The 22,662-nt window shown below is 71.8% G+C and carries 22 protein-coding genes and 1 pseudogene; 18 read left to right on the plus strand and 5 right to left on the minus strand.

What is annotated here, in order from left to right; translation table 11 throughout:
- Window positions 1-57: 57 nt before the first annotated feature.
- From dop to prcA, 4 genes are all read left to right on the plus strand, one after another.
- Window positions 58-1,569 carry a depupylase/deamidase Dop gene (dop, locus tag ABD347_RS30235; RefSeq protein ID WP_344367163.1) on the plus strand — a complete coding sequence of 504 codons (1,512 nt, stop codon included), beginning with the start codon at window positions 58-60 and terminating at the stop codon, window positions 1,567-1,569.
- Between the two features lie 167 nt (window positions 1,570-1,736).
- Window positions 1,737-1,955, plus strand: a complete 219-nt coding sequence (locus tag ABD347_RS30240) for a ubiquitin-like protein Pup (RefSeq protein WP_016325855.1) — start codon at window positions 1,737-1,739, stop codon at window positions 1,953-1,955.
- A gap of 149 nt (window positions 1,956-2,104) precedes the next feature.
- Entirely contained in the window at window positions 2,105-2,950 is an 846-nt protein-coding gene (gene prcB / locus ABD347_RS30245; protein WP_344367164.1) for a proteasome subunit beta, read from the plus strand.
- A 34-nt stretch (window positions 2,951-2,984) separates the two neighbouring features.
- A complete protein-coding gene (gene prcA / locus ABD347_RS30250; protein ID WP_344367165.1) occupies window positions 2,985-3,746 on the plus strand; it encodes a proteasome subunit alpha in 762 nt (253 codons plus the stop codon).
- Between the two features lie 54 nt (window positions 3,747-3,800).
- On the opposite strand, the gene ABD347_RS30255 is transcribed toward prcA, so the two are convergent.
- A complete protein-coding gene (locus tag ABD347_RS30255; protein ID WP_344367166.1) occupies window positions 3,801-4,778 on the minus strand; it encodes a LacI family DNA-binding transcriptional regulator in 978 nt (325 codons plus the stop codon).
- A 286-nt stretch (window positions 4,779-5,064) separates the two neighbouring features.
- Here ABD347_RS30255 and ABD347_RS30260 point away from each other — a divergent pair, with 286 nt between their 5' ends.
- The 11 genes from ABD347_RS30260 to ABD347_RS30310 all read left to right on the plus strand — a co-directional run bounded on the left by ABD347_RS30260 (window position 5,065) and on the right by ABD347_RS30310 (window position 16,574).
- Window positions 5,065-6,345, plus strand: coding sequence for an MFS transporter (locus ABD347_RS30260; RefSeq protein WP_344367167.1), 1,281 nt, complete (start codon window positions 5,065-5,067; stop codon window positions 6,343-6,345).
- 9 nt (window positions 6,346-6,354) lie between these two features.
- Window positions 6,355-7,716 carry a Pup--protein ligase gene (gene pafA, locus ABD347_RS30265; protein ID WP_073758312.1) on the plus strand — a complete coding sequence of 454 codons (1,362 nt, stop codon included), beginning with the start codon at window positions 6,355-6,357 and terminating at the stop codon, window positions 7,714-7,716.
- Window positions 7,717-8,093: 377 nt separating this feature from the next.
- Window positions 8,094-9,074, plus strand: coding sequence for an FKBP-type peptidyl-prolyl cis-trans isomerase (locus ABD347_RS30270; RefSeq protein WP_344367168.1), 981 nt, complete (start codon window positions 8,094-8,096; stop codon window positions 9,072-9,074).
- Window positions 9,075-9,120: 46 nt separating this feature from the next.
- On the plus strand, window positions 9,121-9,492 hold the full coding sequence (locus ABD347_RS30275; protein ID WP_344367169.1) for an FKBP-type peptidyl-prolyl cis-trans isomerase: 372 nt from the start codon (window positions 9,121-9,123) through the stop codon (window positions 9,490-9,492).
- A gap of 136 nt (window positions 9,493-9,628) precedes the next feature.
- Window positions 9,629-10,585 (plus strand): helix-turn-helix transcriptional regulator, encoded by a 957-nt coding sequence (locus ABD347_RS30280; RefSeq protein ID WP_344367170.1) that lies wholly within the window; start codon window positions 9,629-9,631, stop codon window positions 10,583-10,585.
- A gap of 17 nt (window positions 10,586-10,602) precedes the next feature.
- Complete coding sequence (locus ABD347_RS30285; RefSeq protein WP_344367171.1) at window positions 10,603-11,559, plus strand: helix-turn-helix transcriptional regulator; 957 nt, start codon at window positions 10,603-10,605, stop codon at window positions 11,557-11,559.
- A 75-nt stretch (window positions 11,560-11,634) separates the two neighbouring features.
- Window positions 11,635-11,883 (plus strand): hypothetical protein, encoded by a 249-nt coding sequence (locus tag ABD347_RS30290; protein ID WP_344367172.1) that lies wholly within the window; start codon window positions 11,635-11,637, stop codon window positions 11,881-11,883.
- A 20-nt stretch (window positions 11,884-11,903) separates the two neighbouring features.
- Window positions 11,904-12,101: a hypothetical protein gene (locus ABD347_RS30295; RefSeq protein WP_344367173.1), complete on the plus strand. Its 198-nt coding sequence runs from the start codon at window positions 11,904-11,906 to the stop codon at window positions 12,099-12,101.
- A 210-nt stretch (window positions 12,102-12,311) separates the two neighbouring features.
- Complete coding sequence (tatA, locus tag ABD347_RS30300) at window positions 12,312-12,593, plus strand: Sec-independent protein translocase subunit TatA (protein ID WP_344367174.1); 282 nt, start codon at window positions 12,312-12,314, stop codon at window positions 12,591-12,593.
- A gap of 49 nt (window positions 12,594-12,642) precedes the next feature.
- Window positions 12,643-13,599, plus strand: coding sequence for a twin-arginine translocase subunit TatC (gene tatC / locus ABD347_RS30305; RefSeq protein ID WP_344367175.1), 957 nt, complete (start codon window positions 12,643-12,645; stop codon window positions 13,597-13,599).
- 155 nt (window positions 13,600-13,754) lie between these two features.
- A complete protein-coding gene (locus ABD347_RS30310) occupies window positions 13,755-16,574 on the plus strand; it encodes a DEAD/DEAH box helicase (protein WP_344367176.1) in 2,820 nt (939 codons plus the stop codon).
- A 61-nt stretch (window positions 16,575-16,635) separates the two neighbouring features.
- On the opposite strand, the pseudogene ABD347_RS30770 reads toward ABD347_RS30310, so the two are convergent.
- From ABD347_RS30770 to ABD347_RS30320, 3 genes and pseudogenes are all read right to left on the minus strand, one after another.
- A pseudogene (locus tag ABD347_RS30770) lies at window positions 16,636-17,252 on the minus strand (ADP-ribosylglycohydrolase family protein); the annotation flags it as partial.
- A gap of 30 nt (window positions 17,253-17,282) precedes the next feature.
- Window positions 17,283-18,134, minus strand: coding sequence for a siderophore-interacting protein (locus ABD347_RS30315; RefSeq protein WP_344367177.1), 852 nt, complete (start codon window positions 18,132-18,134; stop codon window positions 17,283-17,285).
- A 49-nt stretch (window positions 18,135-18,183) separates the two neighbouring features.
- The gene (locus tag ABD347_RS30320; protein WP_344367200.1) at window positions 18,184-19,089 is read right to left on the minus strand and encodes a 5'-3' exonuclease; all 906 of its coding nucleotides are present in this window, start codon (window positions 19,087-19,089) and stop codon (window positions 18,184-18,186) included.
- A 225-nt stretch (window positions 19,090-19,314) separates the two neighbouring features.
- On the opposite strand from ABD347_RS30320, the gene ABD347_RS30325 reads away from it, so the two are divergent.
- Window positions 19,315-19,857, plus strand: a complete 543-nt coding sequence (locus ABD347_RS30325; RefSeq protein ID WP_344367179.1) for a helix-turn-helix domain-containing protein — start codon at window positions 19,315-19,317, stop codon at window positions 19,855-19,857.
- Window positions 19,857-20,585 (plus strand): helical backbone metal receptor, encoded by a 729-nt coding sequence (locus tag ABD347_RS30330; protein ID WP_344367181.1) that lies wholly within the window; start codon window positions 19,857-19,859, stop codon window positions 20,583-20,585. The genes ABD347_RS30325 and ABD347_RS30330 overlap by 1 nt, the downstream gene beginning before the upstream one ends.
- Here ABD347_RS30330 and ABD347_RS30335 read toward each other — a convergent pair.
- The gene (locus ABD347_RS30335; protein ID WP_344367182.1) at window positions 20,503-21,624 is read right to left on the minus strand and encodes a TDT family transporter; all 1,122 of its coding nucleotides are present in this window, start codon (window positions 21,622-21,624) and stop codon (window positions 20,503-20,505) included. The two genes, ABD347_RS30330 and ABD347_RS30335, sit on opposite strands and share 83 nt — an antisense overlap.
- A 71-nt stretch (window positions 21,625-21,695) precedes the next feature.
- Between ABD347_RS30335 and ABD347_RS30340 the strand changes: the two genes are divergently transcribed.
- The gene (locus ABD347_RS30340) at window positions 21,696-22,595 is read left to right on the plus strand and encodes a LysR family transcriptional regulator (protein ID WP_344367183.1); all 900 of its coding nucleotides are present in this window, start codon (window positions 21,696-21,698) and stop codon (window positions 22,593-22,595) included.
- Window positions 22,596-22,662 lie beyond the last annotated feature (67 nt).

Genomic DNA, 22,662 nt, shown 5'->3' on the forward strand with positions numbered 1-22,662 from the left:
GCAGCGGTACTTGAGCGCCGTTCCCGGACGGGGACGCCGCCGGGCAAGGAGGGCCGCATGACTGTACGGCGAGTAATGGGCATCGAGACGGAGTACGGGATCTCCGTCCCCGGCCACCCGAACGCCAATGCCATGCTCACCTCGTCCCAGATCGTCAACGCCTACGCGGCGGCGATGCACCGGGCGCGGCGCGCCCGCTGGGATTTCGAGGAGGAGAACCCGCTGCGGGACGCCCGCGGCTTCGACCTCGCCCGCGAGGCCGCCGACTCCAGCCAGCTGACGGACGAGGACATCGGCCTGGCCAATGTGATCCTCACCAACGGCGCGCGACTCTACGTGGACCACGCGCACCCCGAGTACAGCGCGCCGGAGGTGACCAACCCGCGGGACGCCGTGCTGTGGGACAAGGCCGGCGAGCGGATCATGGCGGAGGCCGCCGAGCGGGCGGCCCAGCTGCCGGGCGCCCAGCCGATCCACCTCTACAAGAACAACACCGACAACAAGGGCGCCTCCTACGGCACGCACGAGAACTACCTGATGAAGCGGGAGACTCCCTTCTCGGACATCGTGCGCCACCTGACACCCTTCTTCGTCTCCCGGCAGGTCGTCACGGGCGCGGGCCGGGTCGGCATCGGCCAGGACGGCCACGAGCACGGCTTCCAGCTCAGTCAGCGCGCCGATTATTTCGAGGTCGAGGTGGGCCTGGAGACCACCCTCAAGCGCCCCATCATCAACACCCGCGACGAGCCGCACGCCGACGCGGAGAAGTACCGCCGGCTCCATGTGATCATCGGCGACGCCAACCTCTCCGAGATCTCGACCTACCTCAAGCTCGGCACCACGGCGCTCGTCCTGTCGATGATCGAGGACGGCTTCATCACGGTCGACCTCGCCGTCGACCAGCCCGTGCGGACCCTGCACCAGGTGTCCCACGACCCTTCGCTCCAGTACCTCATCACTCTGCGCAGCGGCCGGACACTCACCGCCGTACAACTGCAGATGGAGTACTTCGAGCTGGCCCGCAAGTACGTCGAGGAGCGGTTCGGCGCCGACGCGGACGAGCAGACCAAGGACGTGCTGGCCAGGTGGGAGGACACGCTCAACCGGCTCGAGAACGACCCCATGAGCCTGGCGGGCGAGCTGGACTGGGTGGCCAAGCGGGAGCTGATGGAGGGCTACCGCCGCCGTGACGGCCTGGACTGGGACGCCGCGCGGCTCCACCTGGTCGACCTGCAGTACGCCGACGTGCGCCCCGAGAAGGGCCTGTACAACCGTCTGGCGGCCCGAGGGAGGATGCAGCGGCTGCTGGACGAGGACGCCGTCACACGGGCGCAGGCGAAGCCTCCAGAGGACACCAGGGCCTATTTCCGCGGTCGCTGTCTGGAGCAGTACGCCGATGACGTGGCCGCGGCCTCATGGGACTCGGTGATCTTCGACCTGCCGGGCCGTGACTCTCTGCAACGGGTGCCCACCCTGGAACCGTTGCGTGGTACACGTAACCACGTGAAGGAGCTCCTGGACCGCTGCCGCACGGCGGAAGAGCTGGTCCGCGTGCTGTCCGGCCGCTGACGGCGGGCGAGTACGCGTACGAAAAAGCGCTTGGCCCGGGGATCCACGGGAATCATGGGACTACTCCCTGGACGTTGGAGCAAGTACAGGGCCGATGTCAGACCGTCCTTGTAGGGTCTGATCTTGAGAGACCGAACCAAGCGGGCAAACCGAGCGGGGTGAGGCATATGGCGACCAAGGACACCGGCGGCGGGCAGCAGAAGGCCACACGTTCCACCGAGGAGGTCGAGGAGCAGGCGCAGGACGCGCAGGCGTCCGAGGACCTCAAGGAGCGCCAGGAGAAGCTGTCCGACGACGTCGACTCCGTGCTCGACGAGATCGACGACGTCCTCGAGGAGAACGCCGAGGACTTCGTACGGTCCTTCGTGCAAAAGGGCGGACAGTAGAGCTCGTTGTCCCTCCCGGTGCCGTCGGTGAAAGCCGATGGCACCGGGACGGATGACCGGCGACGGCACGGGTAAGGTCCGTGCACAGCACGCATGATCGGCCCGACCGTCGCAGCGGCGGGCCGCCGCCTCATTTCGGAAGGAAACGCGTGGAAGCCAACCCTCGTAGCATCGGGCGTCTGCCGGCAGCCTTCCTGACGCCCGGCTCCTCCTCGTTCATGGACTTCCTGGCCGACCACTCGCCCGATCTGCTGCCCGGCAAGCGGGCCCTGCCGCCCCTGCAGGGCGCCATCGAAGCACCGCACGGCACCACCATCGTCGCCACCAGCTTCCCCGGCGGCGTGGTGCTCGCCGGTGACCGGCGCGCCACGATGGGCAACATGATCGCCCAGCGGGACATCGAGAAGGTGTTCCCGGCCGACGAGTACTCGGCCGTGGGCATCGCCGGCACCGCCGGTCTCGCCGTGGAGATGGTCAAGCTCTTCCAGCTGGAGCTGGAGCACTTCGAGAAGGTCGAGGGCACGCAGCTCTCCCTGGAGGGCAAGGCGAACCGCCTCTCCACCATGATCCGCAGCAACCTGGGCATGGCGATGCAGGGACTGGCCGTGGTGCCGCTCTTCGCCGGCTGGGACGTCGAGCGCGAGAAGGGCCGGATCTTCAGCTACGACGTGACGGGCGGCCGTTCCGAGGAGCACGGCTTCGCGGCCACCGGCTCCGGTTCGATCTTCGCCCGGGGCGCCATGAAGAAGCTCTACCGCGACGACCTGACGGAGCAGCAGGCCATCACCCTGGTCGTGCAGGCGCTCTACGACGCGGCGGACGACGACTCGGCGACCGGCGGCCCGGACGTGGCCCGGCGGATCTACCCGATCGTGACCGTCATCACCGACGAGGGCTTCCGGCGGCTCACCGAGGCCGAGTCCTCCGAGACCGCCCGCGCGATCCTGGACCGCCGCCTCGAACAGCCCGACGGCCCGCGCGCCGCGCTGCTCTGATGTTTGCCCATCTGAAGAAAGGGACGGATAGCCGGTGACGACGCCGTTCTATGTCTCGCCCGCACAGGCCATGCAGGACCGGGCGGAGTACGCCCGCAAGGGCATCGCCCGTGGACGCAGCCTGGTTGTGATGCAGTACGCCGACGGCATCGTCTTCGTCGGCGAGAACCCGTCCCGTGCGCTGCACAAGTTCAGCGAGATCTACGACCGGATCGGTTTCGCCGCGGCCGGTAAGTACAACGAGTACGAGAACCTGCGGATCGGCGGCGTGCGCTACGCGGACCTGCGCGGCTACACCTACGACCGCGACGACGTGACGGCGCGTGGACTCGCCAACGTCTACGCCCAGACGCTGGGCACCATCTTCTCCAGCGCCGGTGAGAAGCCCTACGAGGTGGAGCTGGTCGTCGCCGAGGTGGGCACCTCCCCGGACGGCGACCAGATCTACCGGCTGCCGCACGACGGATCGATCGTGGACGAGCACGGCTCGGTGGCGGTCGGTGGCAACGCCGAGCAGATCAGCAGCTTCCTCGACCAGCGCCACCGTGACGGGATGTCGCTCGCCGAGGCGCTGAAGCTCGCCGTGCAGGCGCTGTCCCGGGACACCAACGGCAGCGAGCGGGAGATCCCCGCCGAGCGGCTGGAGGTGGCGATCCTGGACCGCACGCGTCCGCAGCAGCGCAAGTTCAAGCGGATCGTCGGGCGCCAGCTGTCCCGCCTCCTGGAGGCCGACGCCTCCGCCTCCACCCCGACGGACGCTCCGTCCGACGAGGAGCCGGAGACGCCGGAGGACTGACCCGGGCCGGCGGTGCCCCGGACCCGTGCGCGAGCGGTCCGGGGCACCGGCGTGTCAGGGCCCCGGCGGGCCGGAGGAGCCGCGGGGCATCAGGGTGACCGGGAGGTCGCCGCGCTCCGGCGGACGGCCCGCCAGGACGTCCAGGAGGGCGGCCATCCCGCGCTCGCCGATCCGCTCGGCGGGCAGCCGGACCGTGGTCAGCTCCGGTTCCACTGCCGTGGCCAGCGCCAGGTCGTCGAACCCGGTGACCGAGACGTCCTCCGGGACCCGCAGCCCCAGCCGCCGTACCGCCTTGCAGGCGCCCGCCGCCACGATGTCGTCGTCGCAGACCAAGGCCGTCGGACGGGGCCCCGGCGCGGTCAGCGCGCGCTCGGCGGCCTCCCTGGCGCCGTTCACCTCCAGGGGCGCCGGAACGGTCCGTACGGAGACGTCCGGGACGCCGCCCAGGCACGCCGCCAGGGCCCGGCCGCGTACGTCGAAGGTCCAGGACGGCACGGCGGACGACAGGTGGACGAAACGGCGGTGACCCAGCCCCAGCAGATGGTCCGTCACCTGCCGCATGCCGTCGGCGATGTCGAGGTTCACATGGGCGGCGGCGTCCGTGTCGGCCGGGTCACTGTCGAGCATCACCAGCGGCAGGTCCGTGCCGCGGATCGCCCGCAGCGCGTCGGCGGCCATCGAGGAGGCGATCACCCCGTCCAGTGCCGCGCGTGCGGAGGCGAACGGGTCCCTCGCCGGGCCGACGCCCTCGGGGGAGGGGTACAGGACCACACCGAACCCGTGCCGGGCGGCCACGGCGGCGGCGCCCGTGTACACGCGGGCGAAGAACTCGTTCGTCAGGGCGGGCACCACCAGCAGCGCGGTGCGGGTACGGCCCAGCCGGAGGTTGCGCGCCGCGAGGTTGGGCCGGTAGTCGACCTCGTCGGCGGTCTCCCGCACCAGCCGGGCGGTGCGCTCGGACACCCGCCCGCGCCACTTGTCGCCCAGCACGAGCGACACGGTGGCCTGCGAGACGCCCGCGGCCCGTGCCACGTCGCGGCTGGTGGGACGCCCGGCCGCAGGGCCGGGCGCGCCGGGGCCCCCGGCCCCGGAGGCGCCGGTGCCCCGCCCGTCGGGGCCGGCGGTCCGCCGGGGGGCGGGCTCGGCCGCCTGCCGGGACGCCGGGTCGGGGACCGCTGGGTCCGGATGGTGCACGCGCGCCTCCGCTTTCGACGATCACGATCCGCGGGGTGGACCCGCGGGATGCCGACATGGTACGTATGACGAACGACGTTATACGTAAAACCCCGGCCCCGGCGCCGGGGGAGAGGGGCAGCACATGGCCGCCGCACCGGGCGGATACGCCGACCTCCTGAAGGCTCCCCATGCCGCCAGGCTCCTCATAGGCACCCTGACGGGCCGCCTCCCCAACGGCACGGGACCCATCGCGATCATGGTGTTCACCCGCGCCGAGGGCGGCAGCTACAGCCTCGCCGGCGGACTCGCCGCCGTGTACGGCATCGGCAACGCCATCGGGCAACCCCTCCTCGGCCGTGCCGTCGACCTGTACGGCCAGCCCCGCGTCCAGCTTCCCGCGGCCCTGGTGTCGGCCCTGGGCATGGCCATGCTGGTGCTGACCGGCACCGAGCCGCTGCTGCTCGCCTACGCGGCCGTCGCCGTCGCCGGGCTGTTCACCCCGCCGCTGGAGGGCGGGCTGCGCGCCCTGTGGCCGGACGTCCTGGGCCGCGAGGACCGGGTCCACCGGGCTTACGCCATGGACGCGGTCGCCCAGGAGATCATGTTCACCGTCGGCCCCCTGCTGGTCACGCTGCTCGTGGCGCTCTGGTCACCCGCCGCCGCCCTGCTCGTCATCAACGCGATCGGTGTGCTCGGCGCCCTCTCCGTCGTCGTGTCGGAACCCTCCAGGGCCTGGCGCTCCGCGCCCCGCGAGGCCCACTGGCTCGGCGCGCTGCGCTCGCCCGGGCTGCTCGCCCTGCTCGGCTCCTTCTTCTTCGTCGGCCTCGCCATGGGCTCCATCACCGTCGCCGGGATCGCCTACGCCGAGGAGCACGGCGACCCGTCCGTGTACGGGTGGCTGATGGCCGCCCTCGGACTCGGCGCGCTGATCGGCGGCGTGGTGTACGGGGCGCGGCACTGGGCGGGCGCCCCCGAGCGCCGGCTGCGGGTCCTGGTCGGACTGCTGGCGCTGGGCTACCTGCCGCTGACGCTCACCCCGGGCGTGGTGGCGATGACCGCCCTGGCGGCTCTGGCGGGCGTGTTCCTGGCGCCCGCCATCGCGTGCGCGTTCATCGTCGTCGACCGCCACGCCCCGCGCGGCACGGTCACCGAGGCGTTCTCCTGGCTGGTCACCACCTTCGGCGTGGGGGCCGCCGCCGGAACGGCCGTGGCGGGACCGGTGGTCCAGCTCTCCGGCACCACCGCGAGTTTCGCCGTGGCGGGCGTCGGCGGTTTCGTCGCCCTGCTCGTCCTTCTGGCCACCCAGAAGGTACTGGCAGTTCCCCTTCACGTGGCCCAACACGGGGAAGATGTCGTGGCGGCATCGGAAAATGATCGAAACGGTGCCGTCGAACCCGGTTTCAGCACAGGCCGTCAGGCGTAATGTTCAGTCATGGACCGCCGCATTTTCGGGCTGGAGAACGAGTACGGCGTCACGTGCACGTTCAGGGGACAGCGCCGACTGTCTCCTGACGAAGTGGCGCGCTACCTCTTCCGCCGTGTCGTGTCATGGGGCCGCAGCAGCAACGTCTTCCTGCGGAACGGCGCCCGCCTCTACCTCGACGTGGGTTCGCATCCGGAATACGCAACTCCAGAATGCGACAACGTGACCGAGCTGGTCACCCACGACAAGGCGGGCGAGCGCATTCTCGAGGGTCTGCTCGTCGACGCCGAACGCCGCCTGCACGAGGAGGGAATCGCGGGCGACGTCTATCTCTTCAAGAACAACACCGACTCGGCGGGAAACTCCTACGGCTGCCACGAGAACTACCTCGTCGCCCGCCACGGGGAGTTCTCGCGGCTCGCGGACATCCTCATCCCGTTTCTCGTCACTCGGCAGCTGCTGTGCGGCGCCGGGAAGGTGCTGCAGACCCCGCGCGGCGCCGTCTACTGCGTCAGCCAGCGCGCCGAGCACATCTGGGAGGGCGTCAGCTCCGCGACGACCCGCTCCCGGCCGATCATCAACACCCGCGACGAGCCGCACGCGGACGCCGAGCGGTACCGCCGCCTCCACGTCATCGTCGGCGACTCGAACATGTCCGAGACGACCATGCTGCTGAAGGTCGGTGCCACCGACCTCGTCCTGCGCATGATCGAGGCCGGCACGGTGATGCGCGACCTCACCCTGGAGAACCCGATCCGGGCGATCCGCGAGGTCAGCCACGACATCACGGGCCAGCGCAAGGTACGGCTCGCCAGCGGGCGCGAGGCCTCCGCCCTGGAGGTCCAGCGCGAGTACTACGAGAAGGCCGCCGACTTCGTCGACCGGCGCGGCATCCGCACGGGCACCGTCGCGCAGGTCCTGGAGCTGTGGGGCCGCACGCTGGACGCGATCGAGGAGGAGGACCTCGACCGGATCGGCACCGAGATCGACTGGGTCATGAAGTACAAGCTGCTGGAGCGGTACCGGGCGAAGCACAACATGACCATGTCGCACCCGCGGGTCGCCCAGATAGACCTCGCGTACCACGACATCCACCGCCGGCGTGGGCTCTACTACCTGCTGGAGAAGAAGGGCCAGGCCGCCCGGATCTGCAACGACCTGAAGATCTTCGAGGGCAAGTCGGTGCCCCCGCAGACCACCAGGGCGCGGCTTCGCGGCGACTTCATCCGCCGGGCGCAGGAGCAGCGGCGGGACTTCACCGTCGACTGGGTGCACCTCAAGCTCAATGACCAGGCGCAGCGCACCGTGCTGTGCAAGGACCCCTTCCGGTCGGTCGACGACCGGGTGGAGAAGCTCATCGCCGGCATGTAGCGGCCGGGGTCCGGCCGGCCGGGAGCCGGTGCGGTCACCCGCCCCGTGGCCCTGCGGCCCGGGGCGGGTCCGTCGTTCCCGGGTCCGTCGTTCCCGGGGCCGCGCGCCGGTACCGGGCCGTGCCCGGCCGGTGCGCCCGGCGGTACGGGCCGCGAGAGCCCGGAGACCGGGCCGGGGCACCGCGCGGTCACCGCGCGGAGGGTGGGCGCGGCGGGGCCGTACGGGCCGGGGATCGGCGCTGTGAGGCGTCGTGCGTTGCTCGTGCGGCGCCTCACGCACGCCGTAGAGTCACGCCGTAGAGTGACGCGACACCCTCGCGAACTCGACAGCGAAGACCTGCAGATCCCCGAGATCCCGACCAAGATACGAGGCATTCCGTGCGCCGTCGCTCCCTCCTTCTCGCCGTCCCCGCCGGCCTGCTCACCCTCGCGGGGTGCGGCGACGACAAGTCCGACAAGGCCAAGACCGACGAGAGCCCGTCCGCGTCCGGGGAGCCCTCCGTGAAGATCGTGGACGGCCCGCTGCCCGCTGTCACCGCGGGCACGAAGTTCGGCCAGAAGCCGACCGTCGCCAAGGGTTCGGGCAAGCCGTCGTCCGACCTCGCGGTGAAGACGCTCATCCCCGGCGACGGCCAGACGGTGGCCAAGGGCGACTACCTCCAGTTCGACTACCTCGGGCAGATCTGGGACACCGCCAAGGTCTTCGACAACTCCTACGACCGGAAGGCGCCACTGACCAGCGCCATCGGCGTCGGCCAGCTCATCCCCGGCTGGGACCGCGCGCTGCCCGGCAAGAAGGTCGGCAGCCGCGTCGAGCTGGCGATCCCGCCGGCCCTCGGTTACGGGACGCAGGGCAACCCGCAGGGCGGAATCAAGGGCACCGACACCCTGGTGTTCGTGGTCGACATCCGCGGCACCTTCAACGGCAAGAGCTCCTCGAAGGGTCGCGAGGTGGCGCAGGACAACATCGACCTGCCCAAGGTCGGCACCAACACCGACGGTGCGGCGCCGTCCATCGACGTACCGAAGAAGCCCGCGCCGAAGGAGCTCGTCGCGAGGTACGTGCTCGAGGGCGACGGTCAGGTGGTCAAGCCCACCGACAAGCTGCTGCTGCAGTACAAGGGCGTCCTGTGGGAGGGCGGCAAGGAGTTCGACTCCACCTACAAGAGGGGCCAGCTCGCCGAGTTCCCGCTGCAGAACCTGATCAAGGGCTGGCAGCAGGGGCTCGCGGGCAAGAAGGTCGGCAGCCGGGTGATGCTCGTCGTCCCGCCGGAGCTGGGCTACGGCGCCCAGGCGTCCGAGGACATCCCCGCCAACTCGACGCTGGTCTTCTCGCTCGACATCCTCGCCGTGATGTAAGACTGTCCCGGTTGATCAGTACATCGTCTGAGGAGCACTGTTTTACGTGAGCATCGAGAAGCCCGAGGTCGACTTCCCGGGTGGCGAGCCGCCGAAGGACCTGGAGATCAAGGACATCTGGGAGGGCGACGGCCCCGAGGCCAAGGCCGGCGACATGGTCAAGGTCCACTACGTGGGCGTGGCCTTCTCCACCGGTGAGGAGTTCGACTCGTCCTGGAACCGCGGCACCCCGCTGCAGTTCCAGCTCGGTGTCGGACAGGTCATCGCGGGCTGGGACCGTGGAGTGCAGGGCATGAAGGTCGGTGGCCGCCGCCAGCTGATCATCCCCGCGCACCTCGCGTACGGCGACCGCGGCGCCGGCAGCGCCATCGCGCCGGGCGAGACCCTGATCTTCGTCTGCGACCTGGTCGGCGTCTGACCGTCCGCCCCGCTCACCCCGAGGGCCCGTGCCTCCCGGCGCGGGCCCTCGGCCTTGCCGCGACTTTTGCCGCGACACCCCGGGGCGGTACGTTGAGCGGCAAAAGTGACTCCATAAGAAGAGGTGCAGGGCGTCGATGGCCATTGCCAAGGCCGAGCGGCTGATGAATCTGGCGCTGTGCCTGCTGGGGACCCGGCGCCCGCTGAGCAAGCGGGAACTGCGCAGCTCGATCGAGGCCTACCTGGAAGCCGGCTCCGACGACTCCTTCAACCGCATGTTCGAGCGCGACAAGGACGATCTGCGTGAGCTCGGCCTGGTCATCGAGACCGTGGAGAACCTCGACGGGGAGACCGGCTACCTCGCCCGCCGCGATTCCAACCGGCTGCCCCCGATCCAGCTCGACGCCGAAGAGGCCGCCGCACTCGGCCTGGCCGCCAAGGTCTGGCAGCAGGCCCGGCTCGCCGGCGCCGCCAGCGGAGCCCTGCAGAAGCTGCGCGCCGCCGGCATGCCGGAGGCGGAGGACACGTACGACACCCCGCACAGCGCCCTCGAACCGCGCATCCCCGTCCACGAGGCGGCCTTCGAGCCGCTGATGCTGGCCTGCCGCGACCGGCGCCCCGTCGTCTTCGAGTACCGCAAGGCCAACGCCGCGCGCCCGGAGACCCGACAGGTCGAGCCCTGGACCCTGGAGTGCTGGCGCGGCCACTGGTACCTGGCCGGCTGGGACCGGGGCAGGGGCGCCGAGCGTGTCTTCCGGCTCTCCAGGATCACCGGGAAGGTCCGCTCCAGGGCGGGCGCGTTCACCGCGCCCGTACCGGACGTGTCGACCGTGCGCGAGACCGTCGAGAGCTGGGCGGGAGAGACGGCGACCCGGTCCGCGCTCATCCGGCTGCGCACCGACTGCGGTTATCCGCTGCGCGCCCGCGCCCTGTCGGTGCGGGAACTGGGGGACGGCTGGGACGAGCTGGAGATTCCGTACGGGCACGGCCTGGACGCCTGGCTCGTGGAGTTCGGCCCGGACGTCGTCGTACGGGAGCCCGCCGATCTGCGGGCCGATGTGGTGGACCGGCTGCGTGCCGTGGCCAAGGGCTGAGGGGGACGGACAGAACGATGGCCGCGAACGCGATCGACCAGACCAGGCGGATGCTCTCGCTGGTGACCTACCTGCGTGAGCGCCCCGGCGCGCACGTCGGCGACGTCGCCCGGGCGTTCGGCATCACCGAGGACGAGCTGATCTCCGACCTCGACGTGCTGCCCATGTGCGGGACCAGTTTCCGCGGTGGTGATCTGCTCGACATCGATACGGACGGCGAGCAGATCTGGTGGCACAACCCCGACGACGTCGCCGAGCCCCTGCGGCTCGCCGCCGACGAGGCGACCGCGCTGCTGGTCGCGGCCCGGGCCGTCGCCACTCTGCCCGGACTGCGCGAGGGCGACCGGGAGGCGCTGCTGCGCGCCACCGCGAAGCTGGAGGCCGCGGCGGGCGAGGCGGCGGGAGCCAGCTCCCGGCTGTCGGTGACGTTCGAGTCCGAGGGCGGGGTCTTCGCCGAGGTCGACCGCGCCATCTCGGAGCGGCGCAGACTGTGGCTGCGCTACTACTCGCCCGCGCGGGACGAGCTCACCGAGCGGGAGGTCGACCCCATCCGGCTCTTCGCCGTCGGCCACACCTACATGGAGGCCTGGTGCCGCCTGTCCGAGGCGCGGCGCACCTTCCGCCTCGACCGGGTGGCCGAGATCCGTCTGCTGGACGACCCCTCCGCGCCGCCCGAGGTCGAGCTGCGCGACCTGTCCGAGGGCCTGGTCCACCCGTCCGCCGACGACCCGGAGGTCGTGGTGGAGGTCGGGCCCGGCGGTCGGTGGGTGGCCGAGTACTACCCGCACGACAGCGCGGAGGAGCTGCCCGACGGCGGGCTGCGGATCACTCTTCGTACGCCGGACCCGGCATCGCTCCGGCGGCTCGCGCTGCGCCTGGGCGGGGAGGGCCGGATCGTCTCCCCGCCGGAGCTGGCCGCTAGCGCCCGGCGCGCGGCGTGCGAGGCGCTGGCCGCGTACGACGACCGGGCGTAGGGCGGGACCGAGCCAGTTGAGCCGCACAGGCGCTCGTAGAGGCAGCCGTAGAGGGAATTGAGAGGTTTGTCCGTGATGCCGGGAATGATGTCGCCGCCGTCGGTGCCGGTCCTCTTCAAGGCGGCCTGCCCCGAGTGCCAGGCCCGCTGCGAACTCTCGGCCGGTTCCCTGCGGCTGGCCATCGGTGCCAGTCGGCGGACCACCTTCTACTCCTTCACCTGCCCCGAATGCGGCTCCGCCGTGCGCAAGCCGGCCGGGGAGCGCATCGTGGAGCTCCTCACCGGCGGTGGCGTGCGGACGCTGCGCCTCCACTCCACCGTCTGAGTGTCGTCTAGGCTCTCTGCATGTTCTGGCCCATGCTCGCCATCGCCCTGGGGTTCCTCGGTATCGCCGTCCTCGGCGTCCTCGGCATCCGGGTGTTCATCGAAGCCGAACGGCTCGGCCGTCAAGTGACGCACACCACACAGCGGATCAACCGCGCCGCCGAGGACCTGGAGCGGGCGGCCACCGATCTCGCCCATACCGGCGACGGGTTGCGCTGACGTCGGCGGTCTCCTCGGGCCCGGGCGGGAGAGGTACGCTGCTGGTCCCGGCGCAGTCGCAGCGCTCCGGCCGGGAACGCGGAGTATGCACAGGGATTGCCCGACGTTTACCCGTGCGAGTTACGATCCTTGCAGCACGGGACTGGACAACCGTCCGGTCGCACAGGTAAATCCCACGCCCCAGCCGCCTCGGTGAGAAGGAAGTCGCACATGATCGGCAATCTGAAGCCCCTCGAGATCGTTCTGATCATCGTCGTGATCCTGCTGCTCTTCGGTGCCAAGAAGCTTCCCGAAATGGCGCGTTCGCTGGGCAAGTCGGCTCGTATCCTCAAAAGCGAGGCGAAGGCCATGAAGAAGGACGACGCCGAGCCCGCCCCGGCGTCCACCACGGACCCGGCCGCTCAGCAGGCCGCGCCGCGCACGATCCAGGCCGCCCCCGGCGACGTGAGCAGCGCCCGCCCGGTCGCGGAGCAGAACACCACCAAGAGCTGACGCACACGCGCTGACGGCTGCCGCACTCGCACGAGACAAGGGACGTGGGTTGCTCAAGTCTGCCCGCAAGCGGGAGAAGAACGACGAGGGGCGGATGCCCCTTGTCGATCATTTGCGTGAACTGCGGAACCGGCTGCTGAAGTCGGTCATCGCGGTAGCGGTAGCGGTGATCGTCGCGGCCTTCTTCCAGAAGGACATCTTCGAATTCCTGATGCGGCCGATTCTGGAGTCGGTGGGCTGCGCGAATGGCCAGCTTGTCACGAAGGACGGCAGGCCGTGCGCTGACATGACGACGAATGGTCTGCTGTCGCCGTTCACCATCGCGCTCAAGGTGGCGCTGATGGCCGGCGTCCTGGTGGCCACGCCGGTCTGGCTCTACCAGCTCTGGGCCTTCGTCGCCCCGGGTCTGCACCAGAAGGAAAAGCGCTACGCGCTCGGCTTCGCGGTCATCGGCGTTCCGCTCTTCGTCCTCGGCGCGTACGTCGCGTACACGATCCTGCCGCAGACCGCTGAGATCATGCTGAGCTTCACGCCGGACGGCGCGAAGAACCTGCTGCCGCTCGACGACTACCTCGACCTGATCACCCGCATGGTGGTCGTCTTCGGCCTGGCCTTCGAGCTGCCGCTGCTGCTGATCCTGCTCAACTTCACGGGTGTGCTCACCGGGCGGCGCATGCTGCACTGGTGGCGGGGCATGATCATCGGTCTGACGGCGTTCGCCGCGATCGCCACCCCCGGTGGCGACCCGCTGTCGATGATCCTGCTGGCCGGTCCGCTGGCGGTGCTCTATTTCATCGCGGTGGGCATCTCCCTGCTCAACGACCGGCGAAGAAGCTTCCGGAACCCCGATCGCGGCCTCTCGGACGACGAGGCGTCCGAGCTGGACCTCACACCCGAGGCCGTAGGCGCGGTCGAGCCGGTCCCCGCCGCCCCCGCCCTGCCAGAGCAGGCGGACGGTGGCCGCTCACGGCGGGTGAACGGCAGCGGCTACGACGACGTCACCTGACGCGTGCGCCCCGGCGCACGCCCACGCGGAAAGAAGGCCCTCCGGACCACGGAGGGCCTTCGGCCGTTCTCGCTGCGCAAGCCCCCGGTCACGCGTGGACGGACCGATTAAAGATCGGCTGACTGTCGGTGCCGGCGGGTAGGCTCGATAGCAAGATGACAGAAGAACTCACACCCGCGGAAGCGTACGCAGCCGCCCGGCGCCGCGCCGCCGAGGAGGCGACCGCGCTCGCCCCCTTCCGCGCCCTGTACGACTTCGAGCTGGATCCTTTCCAGATCGAGGCATGCCAGGCCCTCGAGGCCGGCAAGGGGGTACTCGTCGCGGCACCCACCGGCTCGGGCAAGACCATCGTCGGTGAGTTCGCCGTGCACCTCGCTCTGGAGCAGGGGCGCAAGTGCTTCTACACCACGCCCATCAAGGCGCTGTCGAACCAGAAGTACGCCGACCTGGTCAAGCGGTACGGGGCCGGCAAGGTCGGCCTGCTCACCGGTGACAACAGCGTCAACTCCGAGGCGCCGGTGGTGGTCATGACCACCGAGGTCCTGCGGAACATGCTGTACGCGGGCTCCCAGTCCCTCCGTGGTCTGGGCTATGTGGTGATGGACGAGGTGCACTACCTCTCCGACCGGTTCCGCGGAGCAGTCTGGGAGGAAGTGATCATTCACCTCCCGGAGTCCGTGACCCTCGTGTCGCTCTCCGCGACCGTGTCCAACGCCGAGGAGTTCGGCGACTGGCTCGACACGGTCCGCGGCGACACCGAGGTGATCGTCTCCGAGAGCCGGCCCGTACCGCTGTGGCAGCACGTCCTGGCAGGACGCCGGATCTACGACCTCTTCGAGGAGGAGACCGACCACGGCGGCCGCGGACCCGGCCGGCGCGAGGTCAACCCCGACCTGGTCCGCCTCGCGCGCATGGAGAACTCGCGACCGATGGGCGGCCGGGACCGGCGCCGTGGCCGCGAGGCCGACCGGGAGCGGGAGCGGCGGCAGCGTTCGCGGATCTGGACGCCCGGGCGGCCCGAGGTCATCGAGCGGCTGGACGCCGAGGGGCTGCTGCCCTCCATCACGTTCATCTTCAGCCGGGCGGGCTGCGAGGCCGCCGTACAGCAGTGCCTGTACGCCGGACTCCGCCTGAACGACGAGGAGGGGCGGGCCCGCGTCCGCGAGATCGTCGAGGAGCGCACCGCCTCGATCCCCACCGAGGACCTGCACGTCCTCGGGTACTACGAATGGCTGGAAGGCCTGGAGCGGGGCATCGCGGCGCACCACGCGGGCATGCTCCCGACCTTCAAGGAGGTCGTCGAGGAACTGTTCGTACGCGGCCTGGTCAAGGCGGTGTTCGCCACCGAGACGCTGGCGCTCGGCATCAACATGCCCGCCCGCTCGGTGGTGTTGGAGAAGCTGGTCAAGTGGAACGGCGAGCAGCACGCCGACATCACACCGGGCGAGTACACCCAGCTGACCGGGCGCGCGGGGCGGCGCGGCATCGACGTCGAGGGCCACGCGGTCGTGCTCTGGCAGCGCGGCATGGACCCCGGCCACCTCGCCGGTCTGGCGGGCACCCGTACGTACCCGCTGCGTTCCAGCTTCAAGCCGTCGTACAACATGGCGGTCAACCTGGTCGACCAGTTCGGCCGGCACCGCTCGCGCGAGCTGTTGGAGACCTCATTCGCGCAGTTCCAGGCGGACCGGTCGGTGGTCGGCATCTCGCGCCAGGTCCAGCGGAACGAGGAGGGGCTGGAAGGTTACCGGGAGGGCATGACGTGCCACCTCGGCGACTTCGAGGAGTACGCGCGGCTGCGCCGCGAGCTGAAGGACCGTGAGACGGAGCTGGCCAAGCAGGGGGCCACGCAGCGCCGGGTGGCCGCCGCCACGTCACTGGAGCGGCTCAAGCCGGGTGATGTCATCCACGTGCCGACCGGCAAGTTCGCCGGGCTGGCGCTGGTGCTGGACCCGGGTCTGCCGGCCGGGCGTTCCAACGGGCACCGGGGCTTCGAGCACCACGACGGGCCGCGCCCGCTGGTGCTCACCGCCGAACGGCAGGTCAAGCGGCTGGGATCGATCGACTTCCCGGTGCCGGTCGAGGCGCTGGAGCGGATGCGCATCCCCAAGTCCTTCAACCCGCGCTCCCCGCAGTCGCGGCGCGACCTCGCGTCCGCGCTGCGTACCAAGGCCGGGCACATAGCGCCGGAGCGGCACCGCAAGCAGCGCTCCGCGGCCGCCGACGACCGTGAGATCGCCCGCCTGCGCTCCGAACTGCGCGCGCACCCCTGCCACGGGTGCGACGAGCGGGAGGACCACGCGCGGTGGGCCGAGCGGTACCACCGGTTGCAGCGCGACACGCGGCAGCTGGAGCGGCGCATCGAGGGGCGTACGAACACCATCGCCCGCACCTTCGACCGGATCGTCGCTCTCCTGACGGAGATGGACTACCTGCGCGGCGACGAGGTCACCGAGCACGGCAAGCGGCTCGCCCGGCTCTACGGCGAACTGGACCTGCTGGCGAGCGAATGCCTCCGCGACGGTGTCTGGGAGGGCCTCAACCCGGCCGAACTGGCCGCGTGCGTGTCGGCCCTGGTCTACGAGGCCAGGCAGGCGGACGACGCTGTCGCGCCGAAGCTGCCGTCCGGCAGGGCCAAGGCGGCGCTCGGCGAGATGGTGCGGATCTGGGGACGGCTGGACGCCCTGGAGGAGGAGTTCCGGATCAACCAGGCCGAGGGCGTCGGCCAGCGGGAGCCGGACCTCGGATTCGCCTGGGCCGCCCACCAGTGGGCCTCCGACAAGGGCCTCGACGAGGTGCTGCGCGAGGCGGAGATGCCGGCCGGCGACTTCGTCCGCTGGTGCAAGCAGGTCATCGACGTCCTGGGCCAGATCGCGGCGGCCGCGCCGAAGGAGAACAGCACGGTCGCCAAGAACGCCCGCAAGGCGGTCGACGCGCTGCTGCGCGGCGTCGTCGCCTACAGCTCCGTGGGCTGACGTCCGCCGACGTACGCGCCGAGGGCCCGGCCGGGCGCAACCGGCCGGGCCCTCGGCGTGATCACCGCGCGGGCCCGGCCGCGAGGGCCTCGGCCAGCACGGCCGGTTCCGGTGCGCGCAGCACGCGGTCGCCGTGACCGGGCAGGAGCACGCACGTGCAGCGCAGACCGGCGCCGGGCGCCGGAGCCGATGCCGCGCGCCGAAGCGCCGGGCGCCGACGCCGCGCGCCGGGATCGACGCCCTGCGCGGGCCGGGACGGCCCCGGCCCCGTACATCGCGCCCGCCGGCATGCCCGTGACGGCCGCGACGGTATCGGTGTCGCCGCCCTGGTCGAGGGCCGCGGCGGTGTCGGTGTCTCCGCCCGGGCCGCGGCCAGGGCGGCCTCGGAGGAACCGGTCCAGCAGAGCCCGGAGCGCCGAGCCCGACACGGCCACACCGCTCCGTCGAACCTCGGTCGCCTGGTCCGGGTGCCGGTCCGACGCCAGGACGGTGCCCCCCCCGCTCCCGGCGGTCGGCGTCGACGGCGGCGAGGGTGTCCGGCACCGCCGCCAGGGGGCCGGCCCCCGCCAGTACGACCCGGACCAGCTCGTCCAGGACGGCCGTGCCCTCCCACGCCGCGCGGTCGCCGTGCGTGAGCGCCGCCAGTGGTCGGCCCGCCTTCATGGCCCCGGCGCGGCCGGTGGTCGGCTCGGGTGCCTGAGGAAGGGGTCAGACGGAGGCCGGCGGGTTCTCCTGCTCGCGTTCGACCTGCTCGTTCCAGTCCCGCTTGATCGCCCGCCATGCCTCGTCCGTCTTGCCCAGGCGCCAGTAACCCGAGATGGAGAGGCGCTCGCGGGGGATCTGGCGCTCCATGCGGAGGTGCCGACGGAGGTCCTTGACGAAGCCCGCCTCGCCGTGGACGAAGGCGTGCACGTCGCCGGGCGGGAAGTCCAGGCCCCGTACCGCGGCCAGGAGCGGCTCGCCGACCGGGCGGCCGCCGCGGTGGAGCCAGTGGAGGCGCACGCCGGGCGGGGCGGCGATCTTCTGCTCCTCGTCGGCCGACTCGACCTCGATCAGGGCGTGCCCCACGGCCTCCTCCGGCAACCGCTCCAGCGACGCGGCGATCGCGGGGAGCGCGCTCTCGTCACCGACCAGCAGGTGCCAGTCCGCCGCCGGGTCCGGCGCGTAGCCGCCGCCCGGGCCGAGGAAGCGCACCGTCTCGCCCACCTGGGCACGGGCCGCCCACGGGCCGGCCAGGCCCTCGTCGCCGTGGACGACGAAGTCGACGGTCAGCTCCCGCTGTGCGGCGTCCCACGCCCGTACCGTGTACGTGCGCGTCGTGGGCCACTGCTCGCGCGGGAACTCCTCGCGGATCCGCGTCATGTCGAACGGCTCCGGATACGTCACGCCCGGTGCAGGAAAGACGATCTTGATGTAGTGGTCGGTGAACTCGTCCGCGGCGAACCCGGCCAGCCCGTCGCCGCCGAGGACGACGCGCACCATGTGCGGCGTGAGCCGCTCCGTGCGCACGACACGCGCCTCTCGCGCCTTGGGTGCCTTGCGGGTCGGCTGTTCCGCCACAGTGGTCTCCCAGGATGTGTGGTTGCTTAGGCTAACCTAAGTTAACACCTCAGGCCCGGAGAGTCGCGAGGAGCCGGTCGAGCGAGCCGCCCAGTCCCCACCGCGCCGCCAGCCTCTCCAGCTCGGCCGGGTCGCGCGGCCGGGGCGGCAGAGCCGGGTCGTGTTCCGGCAGTGGTACATCCCCGGCGACCCGCACCACCTTCGGCGCGACCGCCACATAGTCACGTGCCTCGTCCAGCCGCCTGCGCTGCGCGGGCGTGAGCCCCGACGCCGGATCGTCCACCGCCGCCATGATCCCGGCCAGGTCGCCGTAGGTGTCGAGCAGCTTGGCCGCCGTCTTCTCACCGACGCCCGGGACGCCCGGGAGCCCGTCGCTCGGGTCGCCGCGCAGCAGCGCCAGGTCCGCGTAGCCGGGTCCGTCCACGCCGTACTTCGCGCGCAGCCAGGCCTCGTCCGTGACCTGGAGCGTCCCGACACCCTTGAGCGGATACAGCACCCGCACCCCCCGCGCGTCGTCCACCAGCTGGTACAGGTCCCGGTCACCGGTCACGATGTCCACCGTGCCCGCCGCCCGCCCCGCCAGCGTCCCGATGACGTCGTCCGCCTCGTACCCGGCGACGCCGACCCGGGCGATGCCCAGTGCGTCGAGCACCGCCTCGATCACCGGGACCTGGGGCGACAGCGTGTCCGGGACCTCCTCCTCGTCCGGCCCCGTCTCCGTCTCCGCCGCGACCCGGTGCGCCTTGTACGACGGAATCAGCTCGACCCGCCACGCCGGGCGCCAGTCCGCGTCCATGCAGGCCACCAGGTCGTCCGGCCGCTGGTCCTGGACCAGCCGGGCGATGAAGTCCAGCAGCCCGCGCACGGCGTTCACCGGCGTGCCGTCCGGGGCCTTCACGGAGTCCGGGACCCCGAAGTAGGCGCGGAAGTAGAGGGAAGCGGTGTCGAGGAGCATCAGGCGTCGCGTCACATCTCCGATCATGCCGCACCCCACCGACAGTCGGCGGACGAGCACGTCACGCCGAGTGCGGCGGACCGGCCGGCGCGGGAGGAGCCCGGTCCGGCCGTCCTCGGCGCGGCGGGCCGCGGCGCCGCCCGTCGCCTCGCGCCTTTCCCCGGTTGCGCTGCTCGGTGGTACCGCCGCTGCGTAAGGTGGTCACAGAGGGAGGGAGCCGAGGAGATGGACGAGAAGGAGACGCTCCGGGTGGGCGTGGCCGTCCGCAGGAGGCGAAGAGCCATGGCGCTCACCCTTGCCGCGGTGGCCGAGCGCAGCGGGCTGTCCGTGCCCTTCCTGAGCCAGATCGAGAACGAGCGCGCCCGGCCCAGTGAACGCTCGCTCCAGCAGATCGCCGACGCCCTGGAGACCACCACCGTGGCGCTGCTCGACGCCGCCGACCCGGCGCGCACCGTCGACGTCGTACGCGCCGCCGACGACCCGGGCCGGCCCGGTGCGCGGGCCCTGGTACGCGGCCAGCACCAGATGCACGCCGAGGAGTTCACCGGCGAGCACGATGCCGGGCGCGAGCTGGTGCTGCGCAACGACGCCATGCTGTACGTCGCCGACGGCACCGCCCAGGTGGAGGCCGAGGGCCGGGCGTACCGCCTGGAGCGCGGCGACACGCTCTACCTCTCCGGCGGCGTCCGCCACCGCTGGCGGGCGGGTGACCCCCGCACCCGCATCCTCGTCGTCTCGGTCGCCGAGCACATCGAGACGACGACCTGATGCGGGTCGTGTCGCTCGTCCCCTCGCTCACCGAGGCCGTCGCCGTCACCGCCCCCGGCCTCCTGGCCGGTGCCACGAACTGGTGCACCCATCCCGCCGGGCTCGACGTCACCCGTATCGGGGGCACCAAGAACCCGGACGTCGCCGCGATCGTGGCCCTCCGCCCCGACCTCGTCGTCGCCAACGAGGAGGAGAACCGTGCCCCCGACCTCGCCGCCCTGCGCGCCGCCGGGCTGGACGTCCTGGTCACGGAGGTCCGCGGCCTGGACCAGGCGTTCGCCGAGCTGGACCGGGTGCTGCGGGCCTGCCGCGTACCGCAACGCCCGCGTTGGCTGGACGCGGCGGAGGCGGCCTGGGCGGAGGTGCCGCCCCCCGGCGCGTACCGCAAGGCGGTCGTGCCCGTGTGGCGCCGCCCCTGGATGGTGCTGGGCCGCGAGACCTTCGCGGGCGACCTGCTGACCCGCCTCGGCCTCGTGAACGTGTACGCGGACCACCCCGAGCGCTATCCGCGCGTCCCGCTCGACGAGCTCCGCTCCTGCGGCGCCGACCTCGTCGTCCTGCCGGACGAGCCGTACCGCTTCACCGCCGACGACGGGCCCGAGGCGTTCGGCGGGCTGCCCGCCGCGCTCGTCGACGGGCGGTGCCTCACGTGGTACGGGCCGTCGCTGGCACAGGCCCCGGCGGCGCTGCGAGCAGCGCTCCGCCGACCAGTCCACGGGCCGTCCTGACCGCCGCCGTCAGCCACGCCACCAGCAGCAGCGCGAACAGCCCCACCGCCAGCCAGCGCAGCGCCACCAGCCCCGTGTGCCGCGCCAGCCCCTCCGCGCCCGTCACGCACGTCCCCACCGGGAACGTCAGAGCCCACCACGTCATCGCGAACCCCATGCCCCGCCGCCGCGCCCGCAGCACCATCGCCCCGGCCAGCGCCAGCCACATGAGCGCGAAACCCATCACGGGCACGCCGTACAGGACGGCCAGCCCGGTGGCGTACGGCATGCCGGGCGCTGCCGCCGCGGCGAGGTTGGTGGCCGCCGTCGTTGACTGGCCCAGCGGCCCGAGCACCAGGAACAACGTCGGCGTCAGGGCGAGCGGCGGCGGACCGCCGGTCACCAGCCGGCCGAAGACCAGCGGCAGCACCACCAGGGTCGCCAGCAGGCTCAGCCCGAACATGCCGTAGCAGCAGATCAGCAGCGTCCGCTGCCACTGGCCCGGCGGGAGGTGCGGTACGAGGAGGGGGCCGAGCGCCGCCGAGACCATGGGCGACACGACGGGCAGCAGCCACACCGGGGAGGCGGAGTCGACCTTGTGATGCACCACCATCAGGTACGGGACGGTCACCGCGACGGTCAGGCCGGTCACCGTCCCGGCCAGGAAGAGAGCCGCGGCGAGGGCGACCGCCGCACCGGGGCCGATCCAGTCCCCGCCGACGACGACGGCACCGCCGCCGACCGATACCAGCGCCATGGCCGGGCACCCGTAGAAGGGAGCGACGGCCGGATCGAGGAGGTGGGCACGGGCCTGGTCCCTGTGGTGCGCCCAGTGCACCGCGCGTGCCGCGAGCAGCGCGAGCAGCATCAGCAGCGACAACGCCCAGACGGCGGCGCAGGCGGTGCGCAGACCCGGGGCCCGGACGGGCAGTGTGGCGCCCGCGTTGGCGACGATCGCGGTGCCCATCACCGTCGCGTACCAGTTGGGTCCGAGGTGCCGGACGGCGCTGGTGCGGGAGACGCGGGGGAGGGGGAGGCGGGGCGGTGCGAGGGTTGCCATGGCCCCCACCCTGACGTGCGTAAATCCTCCGCAATAGAGATCATGGTCCTATGACCCCATAAACTGACTTTATGAGTCTCTCGCATCGTGTGCCCGACCTCGGGGCCCTGGAACTGCTTCTCGCCGTGGCCCGGCACGGCAGCCTCGGCCGGGCCGCGCGCGATGTCGGCATCACCCAGCCGGCCGCCAGCAGCCGTATCCGCTCCATGGAACGGCAACTGGGAGTCGCGCTGGTGGACCGCTCCCCGCGCGGTTCCCGGCTCACCGCCGCGGGCGCCCTGGTCACCGACTGGGCGCGGCGGGTCGTCGAGGCCGCGGAGGCGTTCGACGTGGGTGCCCAGGCACTGCGGGACCGGAGGGACTCGCGGCTGCGGGTGGTGGCCTCCATGACCATCGCCGAGTACCTGTTGCCCGGCTGGCTGATCGCCCTGCGGGCCGAGCGCCCCGACACGGCCGTGTCGCTCCGGGCGGGCAACTCGACCGCCGTCGCCGCCGGCCTCCTGGCCGGGGAGGCGGACCTGGGGTACGTCGAGGGCCTCGCCGTACCGGAGGGCCTGGACGCGGCGGTCGTCGCCCACGACCGGCTCGTGGTGGTCGCGGCTCCCTCCCACCGGTGGGCCCGCCGCCGCACACCGCTCACGCCCGCCGAACTGGCGGCCACCCCGCTGGTGCTGCGCGAGTACGGCTCGGGGACCCGCCAGGTGCTGGACGCCGCGCTCGCGGAGTACGGCGGGCTGGCGGACCCGCTGCTGGAGCTGGCCTCCACGACGGCCGTGAAGGCGGCGGCGGTGACCGGCGCGGGCCCGGCGGTCCTCAGCGAACTGGCGGTCACCGAGGAGCTGGCCTCCCGCCGCCTGGTCGAGGTCCCCGTGGAGGGCGTCCACCTCCACCGTGCCCTGCGCGCCGTCTGGCCCACGGGCCCGCTGCCCACCGGCCCGGCCCGCGACCTGCTGTCCCTGGCGCGGGGGTAGGGGCGGCTAGGGGCAGGCACGGGCAGGCACGGGCAGGCCGGACGGCGTCAGGCTGCCCGGCGGGCCG

It is taken from the genome of Streptomyces gobitricini, from assembly GCF_039532985.1.
Taxonomy (GTDB): domain Bacteria; phylum Actinomycetota; class Actinomycetes; order Streptomycetales; family Streptomycetaceae; genus Streptomyces; species Streptomyces gobitricini.

Coding starts and splice junctions, on each gene's coding strand:
- ABD347_RS30325 (WP_344367179.1), top strand. CDS start 19,315: ATGGACGAGAAGGAGACGCTCCGGGTGGGCGTGGCCGTCCGCAGGAGG.
- ABD347_RS30280 (WP_344367170.1), top strand. CDS start 9,629: ATGGCCATTGCCAAGGCCGAGCGGCTGATGAATCTGGCGCTGTGCCTG.
- ABD347_RS30240 (WP_016325855.1), top strand. CDS start 1,737: ATGGCGACCAAGGACACCGGCGGCGGGCAGCAGAAGGCCACACGTTCC.
- ABD347_RS30340 (WP_344367183.1), top strand. CDS start 21,696: ATGAGTCTCTCGCATCGTGTGCCCGACCTCGGGGCCCTGGAACTGCTT.
- ABD347_RS30310 (WP_344367176.1), top strand. CDS start 13,755: ATGACAGAAGAACTCACACCCGCGGAAGCGTACGCAGCCGCCCGGCGC.
- ABD347_RS30320 (WP_344367200.1), bottom strand. CDS start 19,089: ATGCTCCTCGACACCGCTTCCCTCTACTTCCGCGCCTACTTCGGGGTC.
- tatA (WP_344367174.1), top strand. CDS start 12,312: ATGATCGGCAATCTGAAGCCCCTCGAGATCGTTCTGATCATCGTCGTG.
- ABD347_RS30260 (WP_344367167.1), top strand. CDS start 5,065: ATGGCCGCCGCACCGGGCGGATACGCCGACCTCCTGAAGGCTCCCCAT.
- pafA (WP_073758312.1), top strand. CDS start 6,355: ATGGACCGCCGCATTTTCGGGCTGGAGAACGAGTACGGCGTCACGTGC.
- ABD347_RS30335 (WP_344367182.1), bottom strand. CDS start 21,624: ATGGCAACCCTCGCACCGCCCCGCCTCCCCCTCCCCCGCGTCTCCCGC.
- ABD347_RS30285 (WP_344367171.1), top strand. CDS start 10,603: ATGGCCGCGAACGCGATCGACCAGACCAGGCGGATGCTCTCGCTGGTG.
- dop (WP_344367163.1), top strand. CDS start 58: ATGACTGTACGGCGAGTAATGGGCATCGAGACGGAGTACGGGATCTCC.
- ABD347_RS30290 (WP_344367172.1), top strand. CDS start 11,635: ATGCCGGGAATGATGTCGCCGCCGTCGGTGCCGGTCCTCTTCAAGGCG.
- ABD347_RS30330 (WP_344367181.1), top strand. CDS start 19,857: ATGCGGGTCGTGTCGCTCGTCCCCTCGCTCACCGAGGCCGTCGCCGTC.
- ABD347_RS30295 (WP_344367173.1), top strand. CDS start 11,904: ATGTTCTGGCCCATGCTCGCCATCGCCCTGGGGTTCCTCGGTATCGCC.